Here is a 12,172-nt window from a genome sequence, read left to right on the forward strand (position 1 = left end):
TGGGAATGATCTTGTGGCGAGGGGATTTATCCCCGTTGGCTACAAGCAGCCCTCGACGTTCACCTCGGTGTCTCAGTCGGCTCGCATACGACTGAACTGGGGTTGCTTCGCAACTCGGCAGGGATAAATCCCCTCGCCACAAAAGCGGTAGGCAACGCCCACTTCTTTACCTCTTGTAAATGTTTTCGAAAATAAGCTAGTTCCAAAAAGTTATTTATTTCTTGATTCTTATATCATTTAGTCTCCTCGAACACCGACCGTCCGGCCGCCTGTTTGAGGAGCTTTCCCATGGCATTGCGTTTCCCCCGTATTCTTTTCGCGGCCGTCTCCCTGGCCGCCACCAGCCTCTTTGCCCAGGCGGCCGACCTGACCGTCGCCTACCAGACCACCGTCGATCCGGCCAAGGTTGCCCAGGCAGACGGCACCTACGAGAAAGCCACCCAGGCCAGGATCGACTGGCGCAAATTCGACAATGGCGCCGATGTCATTGCCGCCATCGCTTCCGGTGATGTCCAGATCGGCTACCTGGGTTCCAGCCCACTGACGGCGGCGGTGTCCCGCCAGGTACCGGTAGAAACCTTCCTTATCGCCACGCAGATCGGCGCGGCCGAAGCCTTGGTGGTGCGTGATGGCGCCGGCATCAGCACTGCGCAGGATCTGGTCGGCAAGAAGATCGCCGTGCCGTTCGTGTCCACCGGCCATTACAGCCTACTCGCCGCCCTGAAACACTGGAACATCGACCCCTCGAAAGTCACCATCCTGAACCTCGCGCCACCGGCCATCATCGCTGCCTGGAAGCGCGGCGACATCGATGCCACCTACGTCTGGGACCCGGCCCTGGGCGTGGCCAAGGAAAACGGCAAGGTGCTGATCACTTCCGCCGAACTGGCCAGGTTCGGCGCGCCGACCTTCGACGCCTGGATCGTGCGCAAGGACTTCGCCAGGCAGCATCCCGAGATCGTGACCGCCTTCGCCAAGGTCACCCTGGATGCCTACTCCCAGTACCGCAAGGACCCACAAGCCTGGCTGGCCGACACGTCCAACGTCGATAAGCTGGTGAAGCTCTCCGGCGCCAAGGCCAGCGACATCCCGCTCCTGCTGCAAGGCAACGTATTCCCACTGGCGGCCGACCAGGTCGTGAGCCTCGGCGCACCGACTACCCAGGCCATCGCCAAGACCGCCGCGTTCCTCAAGGAGCAAGGCAAGGTGGAGGCTGTGCTGCCGGACTACACGCCCTTCGTCAGCGCCAAATACATTCCTCATTGATCCGCCAGCAAAGGAGTCATCGCGATGGCCTTGCTACAACTGGAGCGCATCAGCGCACAGTACCCCGGCGCGGCGGAACCGGTACTGGCGGACATATCGCTGGACCTGGGACCGCAACAGCTGCTGGTTGCCCTCGGCCCGTCCGGCAGTGGCAAGACGTCACTGCTGAACCTGATCGCCGGTTTCGTCGAGCCCAGCGCCGGGCAGATCACCCTGGACGGCGTGCCGGTCTCGGGGCCGGGAGCCGAACGCGGCGTGGTGTTCCAGGATGACGCCTTGTTGCCCTGGCAAGACGTACTGGCCAACGTCGGGTTCGGCCTGGAACTGGCCGGTGTCGCCAAGGCAGAGCGCGAAGCCCGCGCTCGCGAAATGCTCGCCCTGGTAGACCTGGCCGGTTTCGAACGACGCCGTATCTGGCAACTTTCCGGGGGGCAGAAACAACGCGTCGGCCTGGCCCGTGCGCTGGCGGCCGATCCTCGCCTGCTGCTGATGGACGAACCCTTCGGCGCGCTGGATGCCTTTACCCGCGAGCAGATGCAGGAACTGCTACTGCAAGTCTGGCAGCGCGCTGCCAAACCCGTGTTCCTGATTACCCATGACATCGAAGAAGCGGTCTTTCTCGCCACCGACCTGATTCTGCTGGCACCCAACCCCGGGCAGATCGTCGAGCGCCTGAGCCTCGATTTCGGACGGCGCTATGGAGCCGGGGAATCGGCGCGGTCGATCAAGTCCGATCCGCGCTTTATCGAAACCCGGGAGCACGTCCTCGCCAAGGTGTTTTCCCAACGCAGCGCCGTCCGGCCACAGGAGCGCGCATGAGCAGCTATGAAATTCCAGCCGTGATCAGCCGCCCTGCGCCCCAGGCCTCGTCCAGGGGTTCAAGGCCTCGCTTGAGCACGCGATGGATCAGCGGCCTGACCCTGGCAGCGTTGCTGCTGCTCTGGTGGGCGGTCACCGCCAGCGGACTGATCGAGCCTCTGTTTCTGCCACCGCCTTGCGCCGTGCTGCAAAAAGGCTGGCTACTGGTGACCAGCGGCTACATGGACGCCACGCTCTGGCAACACCTGGGGGCAAGCCTTGGGCGGATCGGCCTGGGCCTGCTGTTGGCAGTGCTCACGGCGGTGCCGGTGGGCATCGCCATCGGCACCAGCCGCGCGGCACGCGGCGTACTGGACCCGTTGATCGAGTTCTACCGGCCGATTCCGCCCCTGGCTTACCTGCCATTGATCGTGATCTGGTGCGGCATCGGTGAGCTGTCGAAAGTGCTGTTGATCTACCTGGCGATCTTCGCCCCGATTGCCATCGCCACCGCCACGGGGGTTCGCACCGTCGACCCGGCGAAGATACGCGCAGCGCAGTCCCTGGGCGCTACGCGCACCCAATTGCTCCGCCATGTGATCGTGCCCAGTGCCCTGCCGGACATTCTCACCGGCGTCCGCATCGGCCTGGGCGTGGGCTGGTCCACCCTGGTGGCCGCCGAACTGATCGCCGCCACCAGCGGCCTGGGGTTCATGGTGCAGTCGGCGGCGCAGTTCCTGGTGACCGATGTGGTGGTCCTGGGAATCCTGGTGATCGCGCTGATCGCCTTCACCATGGAGATGAGCCTGCGCGCCCTGCAACGCAAGCTGGTGCCGTGGCACGGCCAGACCCATTGACGCCCATTGACCACGCTGACCATTCGGCGCCCGGAACGAGACCCTGCAATGAATAGCCCGACCATCACCCCTTTGAGCACCGCCCTCGGCGCGCAGATCAGCGGGATCGACATCAGCCAGCCCCTGGGCCCGCAGCACCGCGAGATCATCGGCCAGGCACTGCTGGAGCACCAGGTGCTGTTCTTTCGCGACCAACCGATCGAACCGCCACAACAGGCACGGTTCGCCGCGTATTTCGGCGACCTGCACATCCATCCGATCTACCCCAACGTGCCGACGCAGCCCGAAGTGCTGGTGCTCGACACGGCCGTCACCGATGTTCGCGACAATGCCATCTGGCACACCGACGTGACCTTCCTGCCGACACCCGCCATGGGCGCGGTGCTCAGTGCCAAGCTGCTGCCGCCGTTCGGCGGCGATACGTTATGGGCCAGCGGTATCGCGGCCTACGAAGCCTTGTCGACACCTTTGAAGCGCTTGCTGGAAGGGCTCACGGCGACCCACGATTTCACCCGTTCGTTTCCCCTGGAACGCTTTGGCAACACTGCGCAAGACCTGGCCCGCTGGGAACAGGCACGGCGCAGGAATCCACCGCTCTCGCACCCGGTGATCCGCACTCACCCGGTGAGCGGGCGGCGCTCGTTGTTCGTCAATGAAGGTTTCACCACGCGCATCAACGAACTGTCGGAGACCGAAAGCGAGGTGATCCTGAAACTGTTGTTCGCCCACGCCACACGGCCCGAATTTACCCTTCGCTGGCGCTGGCAGGTCAACGACGTGGCTTTCTGGGACAACCGTGTGACCCAGCATTTCGCTGTGGATGACTACCGTCCGGCCCGGCGTGTGATGCACCGGGCGACGGTGTTGGGGGATGTGCCGTTTTTTCGCTGAACAGCGACGCAATCGCCTTTGTGGCGAGGGGATTTACCCCGCTGGGCCGCGTAGCGGCCCTCAAACCTGCATGCACGATCTCAAAGGCAGGCCGTGCTCAGCTGTCCCTGGGGCTGCTTCGCATCCAGCGGGGATAAATCCCTTCGCCACAGGGGTGTATGTTCGCCGTACTGGAAGGGTTACTCGGCTGACGATGGCTTTTCCCAAAGATTGATCCCGCCTTCCTGGGCAAACCGATCGATCTCGGCCAGTTCTTCGGCGCTGAAGTTCAGGTTCTGCAAGGCACCGGCATTCTCGATGATCTGCTCCGGCCGGCTGGCGCCGATCAGGGCGGAGGTCACCCGCGCGTCCCGCAGGGTCCAGGCCAGGGCCATCTGCGCCAGGCTCTGGCCGCGCCGCTGGGCGATCTCGTTGAGGGCGCGCACATGGGCGATGTTCTCTTCCGATAAATGCGAGGCCTGCAACGAACCGCCACCCGGACGGTTGACCCGCGCGTCCGCCGGAATGCCCTTGAGGTATTTGTCGGTCAACAGCCCCTGGGCCAGGGGCGTAAAGGCAATCACACCGGTGCCGAGCTCGTCGGTGGCATCCAGCAGGTCTTTCTCTACCCAGCGATTGAGCAGGTTGTAGGCCGGTTGATGGATCAGCAGCGGGACTTTCCACTCTTTGAGCAGCGCAGCCATTTCCCGGGTCTTCACGCCGGAATACGAAGAGATGCCGACATACAATGCCTTGCCCTGTTGCACCGCGGTGGCCAGTGCACTGGCGGTTTCTTCCAGCGGTGTGTCGGGGTCGAAGCGGTGGGAATAAAAGATGTCCACATAATCCAGCCCCAGGCGCTGCAGGCTCTGGTCAAGGCTCGCCAGCACGTACTTGCGAGAGCCACCACCCTGCCCATAGGGTCCGGGCCACATGTCCCAACCGGCCTTGCTGGAGATGATCAGCTCATCGCGGTAGTGCTTGAAATCTTCGCGCAGCAACCGTCCGAAATTGATTTCGGCACTGCCGTAGGGCGGGCCGTAGTTGTTCGCCAGGTCGAAATGGTTGATACCCAGGTCGAACGCCGTACGCAACAACGCCCGTTGGGTGTCGATAGGCGTGCTGTCGCCGAAGTTGTGCCACAACCCCAGTGACAATGCCGGCAGCACCAGGCCACTGCGGCCGACGCGACGATATGGCATGGACTCATAGCGGTTTTCGGCGGCGATGTAGGTCATCGAAAGGCTCTCTATTCGGACGAAGGGTTCGGAAGGTGGGTACGGATGGCAGAAGCCGATATTGCACAGACGTATCGATCAGCTTGAAAGTTCGCATGGTTGTGGAAGCAGTGCCAGGAAAACCAGAGCACGTTACCGCGCCTGGGCAAACACCTCGGCCAGCCAATCCACAAACACCCGCACCCTGGGTGACAGGTGACGGTTGTGAGGATAAAGCACCGACACCGGCATGGGCGGCGGTGGGGTCGCGGGGAGAATTTCCTGGACCAGCCCCTGCTCGAGCTGGGTTTGCATCCGATAGCGCGGGCATTGGATCAGGCCCAAGCCGGCAATGGCCGAGGCCGCGTAGATTTCGGCGCCGAACACCGAAAGCGCGCCATCGATGGCTACCTCCTTGAGCTCACCCTCGACCATGAACTGGAACGGGTACAGTTTGCCGGTGGTGCGCGACAGGTAGTTCACCGCCCGGTGCCGACTCAAGTCGTCCAGGTTTTTCGGCTCGCCGTACTGGCGCAAGTAGGCGGGGCTGGCGCAGGTGATCTGCCGCAGGCTGGCGACGCGGCGACCGATCAACGACGAGTCCCCCAGCGTGCCCGCCCGCAACACGCAATCGACACCCTCGGCGATCAGGTCGACGAAACGATCGGCCTCGCTGATGGACAGCTCGATGTCAGGGTAGCGGGCCATGAACTGCGGCAGCGCCGGGATCACGAAACTCCGGGCCAGGGTTCCATGCAGGTCCACCCGCAGCTTGCCCTTGGGCGCCACGCTGCGAAAGGCCAGCTCGGCCTCCTCCAGCTCCGCCAGCAACTGCACGCAGCGAGGGTAATAGGCTTCGCCATCGAGGGTCGGCCGCACCTTGCGGGTACTGCGCTCCATCAGGCGCACACCTAGCCAGGCTTCGAACTGATTGAGGGTATGGGTCAGCGTCGCGCGGGGCAGGTTCAGGTCTTCGGCGGCCAGGGTAAAGCTGCTGCGCTCATAGATGCGCACGAATACCCGCATGGCCTTGACTTGATCCATGGTGTTTTTCCAAGCCTTGATTGTTGGTCATTCTTGAACAGTTACGGCAACTCTCCTGCATTTATCGCCGAGAGTAAACATGTGAATCTTCCTCTCATCCACTTCTATCGAGGAACGCAGCCATGATCCGACAGACATCCAAGGTGGCCATTGTGACCGGAGCTTCCCGGGGAATCGGTGCGCAAGTCGCCAGGCAACTGGCTGAAGACGGATTCGCCGTCGCCATCAACTACGCCAACAATGCCATCGAAGCCTCGAAGCTGGTGGTGCAGCTGCGCCAGGCAGGTCACCAGGCCCTCGCGATCAAGGCCGATGTGTCATGCGCCGCCGATGTCCGGCGGATGTTCGATGAGACCGAAACACACCTGGGCAAGGTCGACCTGCTGGTCAATAACGCCGGTATCCTGCAGGTCTTGCCGCTGGCACAGCACAGCGACGAACTGTTCGAGCAGACCTTCGCCATCAATACCCGAGGCACCTTCAACACGCTTCGCGAAGCCGCGACCCGCCTGAACGATGGCGGTCGGATCGTGAATTTTTCCAGCAGCACCGTGGGCCTCAATCTGCCCGGTTACTCGGTGTACATCGCCAGCAAGGCCGCCGTGGAGTCCCTGACCCAGGTGTTCGCCAAGGAGCTGCGGGGCCGGCAGATCACGGTCAATGCCATCGCTCCCGGCCCGGTCGCCACCGAGCTGTTCATGCACGGCAAGAGCGAGGAGCAGATCCAGCACTACGCCAAGATGCCGCCCCTGGAGCGACTCGGCCAGCCGGAAGACATCGCCCGTATCGTCTCCTTCCTGGCGAGCCCCGCCGCCGACTGGGTCAACGGGCAGGTGCTGCGCGCCAACGGCGGCCTGGTGTGAGGCCCGGCAATCAACGCACCAGGTGCAGGAACTGCATGTGCCGTTCGTACTGGTCGAGGATGTCGTTGATCACCTGTTCCTTGGAATAGCCCACCAGATCGTAGTCCTGGCTGCCTTCGCTCAGGTGCACTTCGGCACGGTAGTAGCGCCGGTTGTTGAGTTCCTTGGAACCCATGCCGCCCCGGGCGAAGGAGGGTGTGAAGTAGCCACGCATCTGCACCTGGTAGATGAACGGATGCTGCTCGCCATGGCCGATTTCCAGGCTGACGCAGTCATTGGCCAGGTCTGGAGGGGTCAGCACGGTCAGGCCTTTTTCGGCGAACACCGCTTTCACCTCCTCGACGGCCGGACGCACCGTGCTGTCGAGGAAACGGTAGACCTCATCGCGGGACGGGAAATGCACAGCCTGGCTCAAGCGTTGCCGCCAACCGCCCTTGCCCCGGCGTGAGCCCGACACCGGCGCCAGGGAATGCATCTGGGCGATCTTTTTCTGGGACTCGAGGAAAAACGCCTTGTGCAGGCCCCACATCATCAACAGCAGAATCAGGGAGAAAGGCAATGACGTGAGCACCACCGCCGATTTAAGGGCATCGATACTGCCGGAAAACAACAGCGCACTGGTCACCAGGGCGGTCATCGCCCCCCAGAACACCCGCAGCCATTTCGGCCCGTCTTCATCGGGGTTGCCCCCCTTGGCCGAGAGCGTCGAAAGCACCACGGTACCGGAGTCGGCGGACGTGACGAAGAACACGAAGCTGATAAACACCGTGACCGCGATGACCGTCTTGCTCCACGGGTAGGTTTCCAGCAGCAGGTAAAGGCTCATCGAGGGGTTTTCCAGGGCCGACATGCCCAGGGCACTCATGCCGTGGTTGAGCACCTGGTCGATGGCGCTGTTGCCGAAGATCGACATCCACGCCAGGGTGAAGCCCAAGGGAATCAGCAGAACACCGAAGACGAACTCACGAATGGTGCGGCCGCGGGAAATCCGTGCGATGAACAGCCCCACGAAGGGTGACCACGCAATCCACCAGGCCCAGTAGAACACCGTCCAGCCCCCCAGCCAGTCGCTGGGCTCGTCATAGGCGTAGAGGTCGAAACTCTTCATCGGCAAGGCGCCAAGGTAATCGCCCACATTCTGGATCAAGGTATTGAGCAGGTGCTGGGTGGGTCCGGCGAAGAGCACGAACAACAGCAGGGCGCAGGCCAGCAGCATGTTGATGTCGGACATGACGCGCACGCCCTTGTCGACACCGGCCACCGCCACAATGATCGCCGCGCCCATCATCAGCACGATCAGGCCGACCTGGATCCATTGGGTGTGGGCGATGCCGAACAGGTAGTCGAGCCCGGAATTGAGATGCAGCACACCGAAGCCCATGTCCGCGCCAAGGCCGAACACGGTGGCAATGATGCCGAAGCCATCCACGGCGTAGCCGATGGGCCCATTGATGCGTTTGCCGATCAGCGGGTACAGCGCCGAACGCAGGGCCAGCGGCAGGTTGTGGCGGTAGGCGAAATACGCCAGGGCCATGCCGACGAATGCGAAGACGCCCCAACCATGCAGGCCCCAGTGCAGGAACAGGATCTGCATGGCCTGGCGCGCCGCCTGGGCGGTACCGGCCTCGCCCTGAGGCGGCTGCACCATGTGCGTCAGCGGCTCGGAAACGCAGAAGAAGAACAACGTGATGCTGATGCCGGCGGCGAACAGCATGCCGGCCCATGACAGATAACTGAATTCGGGTTCGTCGTGGTCGGCACCGAGCTTGATCTTGCCGTAGCCGGACAAGGCGGTGACCACCACGAAGACCAGATACAGGGTCATCGCCAACAAGTAATACCAGCCGACCGTGTTGGCCGCCCAGTTCTGCGCCGCCAGGAGCCAGGCGCCGGCCTGGGTGGGTATGGCAATCACCACCAGGCCAAACAGCAGGATAAAGGTCGCGGCGAAGTAAAAGACCGGCGGGTTCATGCGGACCAGGCCGCTGGGTGGAAGGGACGAGGCACTCATGAACGAAGCACCCCGGACAGCGAAAGGATGGCAGTGGAATACGGACTCGGCAAAGGCAAGCCTCCTGTTGTGAGCGGGCAGCAAACCGACGGTTTAACTTGAATGAACGTTCAAGTTAAACATGAATAGGCAGCTAAGGACTAATCGCAGGGCTCAACGGCATCCTTCCTACGCTAGCCTACGGGAGGGTATGACGTTGCCTGGCGAGCATTCGTTCAGTGCTCAAAAGACATGTGCCTACTGCCAAACACAACTCCCTGTGGGAGCGAGCTGGCTCGCGATGGCGGTCTGTCAGTCAATACAGAGGCCCACTGAACCACCGCTATCGCGAGCCAGCTCGCTCACACAGGTTTTTCGGCGCTCGCAAATCATTCGAGTCCCCAATTCCGCGCCGGTTTACTTGAGAACAAATGATTGCCGGTTGCCCCTGAATATCGGCGTGCCTATAGTCCAGACATCGCCTACAACCAGTACGGACTCATGATCAAAGAACAGCTGTCTCGCTTTAACCGTCTCGACCTGCTCAGCCATCCGACACCGCTGGAAAAACTCGACCGCCTCTCCACCTGGCTCGGACGGGACGTCTATATCAAGCGCGACGACCTGACGCCCCTGGCCCTGGGCGGCAACAAGCTGCGCAAGCTCGAATACCTGGCCGCCGATGCCTTGGCCCAAGGTGCCGACACCCTCATTACCGGCGGCGCGATCCAGTCCAACCATGTGCGTCAGACCGCTGCGTTGGCGGCCAGGCTGGGCCTGGGTTGCGTCGCGCTGTTGGAAAACCCCATCGACAGCCAGGACAGCAATTACCTGGGCAACGGCAACCGGCTGCTGCTGGAGCTGTTCGACGCCAAGGTGGAACTGGTGGATAACCTGGACAACGCCGACGAGCAACTGCAGGCCCTGGCTGCCCGCCTGCGCAGCAATGGCAAGAAGCCGTACCTGGTTCCGATAGGCGGATCCAATGCCTTGGGTGCGCTGGGCTATGTGCGCGCGGGCCTGGAACTGGCCGAGCAGATCAAGGACACCGGTCTGACGTTCGCCGCCGTGGTACTGGCCTCGGGCAGCGCCGGCACCCACAGCGGCCTGGCCCTGGCCTTGAGCCAGGCCCTGCCGGAGCTCCCCGTGGTCGGCGTGACGGTTTCGCGCAGCGAAGAGGATCAGTTCCCCAAGGTCCAGGGGCTCGCCGAAGGCGTCGCCCAACTGCTCGATGTGGCGCTTCCGGAGGCCTTCAAGGTAAACCTCTGGGACGAGTATTTCGCCCCTCGCTACGGTGAGCCGAATGCCGGCACATTGGCGGCGATCAAGTTGCTGGCCAGCCAGGAAGGCCTCTTGCTGGACCCGGTCTATACCGGCAAGGCCATGGCCGGCCTGCTCGACGGCATTGGCCGCGACCGTTTCGACGACGGCCCTATCATCTTCCTGCACACCGGTGGCGCACCGGCGTTGTTTGCCTATGACGCAGTGTTCTGAAGATATGGAAACCCTCAATGGGAGCGAGCTTGCTCGCGATGAGGGTGTGTCAGTTGATTGGAACTGGGCTGATCCACTGCGCTGGCGAACAAGCTCGCTCTCACCGGGATAAATTCCAAACAGGCATATAGGGTTGATTTAATATTATTTTCCAATCTATAAAAGCCAACTTATAGTCTCGCCGCAGGCGCATTTGCCGCGAGACGCCCAGGTTGCTTTGAGGCAGGATGTGGCAACCTTCTCGAATCGCGGCTACGCCTTATCTCAGCCAAAATATCTGTTCATAAGAAAACACAGGGGCTTGTCATGAATTTTTCCGCATTACGTCGCAACCTGTTGGTGGGTTCGCTGGGCCTGGCATTGAGCGCCGGGCTGCTGGGGCAAGCGGTTGCCGGTGAGCAACTGCAGAAAATCAAGGATGCCGGTGAAATCAAGATCGGCCTGGAAGGCACTTATCCACCGTTCAGCTTCGTTGATGACAGCGGCAAACTGACCGGCTTCGAAGTGGAGTTTTCCGAAGCGCTGGCCAAGGAACTGGGCGTGAAGGTCAAGCTGCAGACGACTCCATGGGCCGGCATCCTCGCGGCGCTGGAGTCCAAGCGGCTGGACGCTGTGGTCAACCAGGTAACCATCTCCGAGGAACGCAAGAAAAAATACGACTTCTCCGAGCCTTACACCGTTTCCGGGATTCAAGCGCTGGTACTGACCAAGAAAGCCGACGAGCTGAACATCAAGAAGGCCGCTGACCTGGACGGTAAAAAAGTCGGCGTGGGCCTGGGCACCAATTACGAGCAGTGGGTAAAAGCTGAAGTACCCGGCGCCCAGGTCAAAACCTACGATGACGACCCCACCAAGTTCCAGGACCTGCGCGTCGGCCGTATCGATACCATCCTGATCGACCGTCTGGCCGCATTGGAATACGCCAAGAAAGCCAAGGACACCACCGTCACCAGCGAAGCCTTCTCCCGCCAGGAAGCCGGTATCGCCCTGCGCAAAGGCGAGCCTGAACTGTTGGCTGCCGTGAACAAGGCCATCGAGAAACTGCGCGCCGACGGTACGCTGAAGAAGCTCTCTGAAAAATACTTCAGCGCTGACGTCACGAAATAATGGAAGCAGCTCTTCAACTCGCACTGGACTCCGCGCCCTTTTTGCTCAAGGGCGCGTATTACACGGTCATCCTCAGCCTGGGTGGCATGTTTTTCGGCCTGCTGCTGGGGTTCGGCCTGGCGCTGATGCGCCTGTCGCGCTTCAAGCTGGTGAACTGGATCGCCCGCATCTACGTGTCGTTCTTTCGTGGCACGCCGTTGCTGGTGCAGTTGTTCGTGATCTATTACGGGTTGCCGCAACTGGGCATCGAGCTGGATCCGCTGCCCGCAGCCCTGATCGGTTTCTCGCTGAACATGGCTGCCTATGCGTGTGAAATCCTGCGGGCCGCCATCAGCTCCATCGAGCGCGGCCAGTGGGAAGCGGCGGCGAGCATCGGTATGACCCGCGCGCAGACCCTGCGCCGGGCCATCCTGCCCCAAGCCGCACGCACGGCCCTGCCTCCGCTGGGCAACAGCTTCATTTCCCTGGTCAAGGACACCGCGCTGGCGGCGACCATCCAGGTTCCGGAGCTGTTCCGCCAGGCGCAGTTGATCACCGCGCGAACCTTCGAAATCTTCACCATGTACCTTGCCGCCGCGCTGATCTATTGGGTTCTGGCCAGTGTGCTCTCGCACCTGCAGAACGTCCTGGAAGCCCGGGTAAATCGGCATGACCAGGAGTCCTGAG

General features: G+C 61.9%; 11 protein-coding genes. 8 read left to right on the forward strand and 3 right to left on the reverse strand.

Features of this window, described 5'->3' with window-relative positions:
• Positions 1-288: 288 nt before the first annotated feature.
• The 4 genes from tauA to tauD are packed head-to-tail and all read left to right on the forward strand — an operon-like array spanning position 289 to position 3,812.
• Positions 289-1,266 carry a taurine ABC transporter substrate-binding protein gene (tauA, locus tag BLP99_RS20255; protein ID WP_072397724.1) on the forward strand — a complete coding sequence of 326 codons (978 nt, stop codon included), beginning with the start codon at positions 289-291 and terminating at the stop codon, positions 1,264-1,266.
• Positions 1,267-1,290: 24 nt separating this feature from the next.
• Positions 1,291-2,085, forward strand: coding sequence for a taurine ABC transporter ATP-binding subunit (gene tauB / locus BLP99_RS20260; protein ID WP_072397723.1), 795 nt, complete (start codon positions 1,291-1,293; stop codon positions 2,083-2,085).
• The gene (gene tauC / locus BLP99_RS20265) at positions 2,082-2,921 is read left to right on the forward strand and encodes a taurine ABC transporter permease TauC (protein WP_072397722.1); all 840 of its coding nucleotides are present in this window, start codon (positions 2,082-2,084) and stop codon (positions 2,919-2,921) included. The genes tauB and tauC overlap by 4 nt, the downstream gene beginning before the upstream one ends.
• 48 nt (positions 2,922-2,969) lie before the next feature.
• Positions 2,970-3,812, forward strand: coding sequence for a taurine dioxygenase (gene tauD, locus BLP99_RS20270; protein WP_072397721.1), 843 nt, complete (start codon positions 2,970-2,972; stop codon positions 3,810-3,812).
• A 179-nt stretch (positions 3,813-3,991) separates the two neighbouring features.
• On the opposite strand, the gene mgrA is transcribed toward tauD, so the two are convergent.
• Positions 3,992-5,029, reverse strand: a complete 1,038-nt coding sequence (gene mgrA, locus BLP99_RS20275) for an L-glyceraldehyde 3-phosphate reductase (RefSeq protein ID WP_072431759.1) — start codon at positions 5,027-5,029, stop codon at positions 3,992-3,994.
• Positions 5,030-5,161: 132 nt separating this feature from the next.
• Positions 5,162-6,052, reverse strand: a complete 891-nt coding sequence (locus BLP99_RS20280; protein ID WP_072431760.1) for a LysR family transcriptional regulator — start codon at positions 6,050-6,052, stop codon at positions 5,162-5,164.
• 122 nt (positions 6,053-6,174) lie between these two features.
• Between BLP99_RS20280 and BLP99_RS20285 the strand changes: the two genes are divergently transcribed.
• The gene (locus BLP99_RS20285; protein ID WP_072459159.1) at positions 6,175-6,915 is read left to right on the forward strand and encodes an SDR family oxidoreductase; all 741 of its coding nucleotides are present in this window, start codon (positions 6,175-6,177) and stop codon (positions 6,913-6,915) included.
• Positions 6,916-6,925: 10 nt separating this feature from the next.
• Here BLP99_RS20285 and betT read toward each other — a convergent pair whose 3' ends face one another.
• Positions 6,926-8,887, reverse strand: coding sequence for a choline transporter BetT (betT, locus tag BLP99_RS20290; RefSeq protein WP_168199088.1), 1,962 nt, complete (start codon positions 8,885-8,887; stop codon positions 6,926-6,928).
• Between the two features lie 519 nt (positions 8,888-9,406).
• On the opposite strand from betT, the gene BLP99_RS20295 reads away from it, so the two are divergent.
• The 3 genes from BLP99_RS20295 (at position 9,407) to tcyL (ending at position 12,171) form a co-directional block, all read left to right on the forward strand.
• A complete protein-coding gene (locus BLP99_RS20295; protein WP_072397780.1) occupies positions 9,407-10,399 on the forward strand; it encodes a D-cysteine desulfhydrase in 993 nt (330 codons plus the stop codon).
• A gap of 306 nt (positions 10,400-10,705) precedes the next feature.
• On the forward strand, positions 10,706-11,506 hold the full coding sequence (gene tcyJ, locus BLP99_RS20300) for a cystine ABC transporter substrate-binding protein (protein WP_072397716.1): 801 nt from the start codon (positions 10,706-10,708) through the stop codon (positions 11,504-11,506).
• Complete coding sequence (tcyL, locus tag BLP99_RS20305) at positions 11,506-12,171, forward strand: cystine ABC transporter permease (RefSeq protein ID WP_014336021.1); 666 nt, start codon at positions 11,506-11,508, stop codon at positions 12,169-12,171. The genes tcyJ and tcyL overlap by 1 nt, the downstream gene beginning before the upstream one ends.
• Position 12,172 lies beyond the last annotated feature (1 nt).

It is taken from the genome of Pseudomonas sp. NFACC32-1 (assembly GCF_900101215.1).
Taxonomy (GTDB): Bacteria; Pseudomonadota; Gammaproteobacteria; order Pseudomonadales; family Pseudomonadaceae; genus Aquipseudomonas.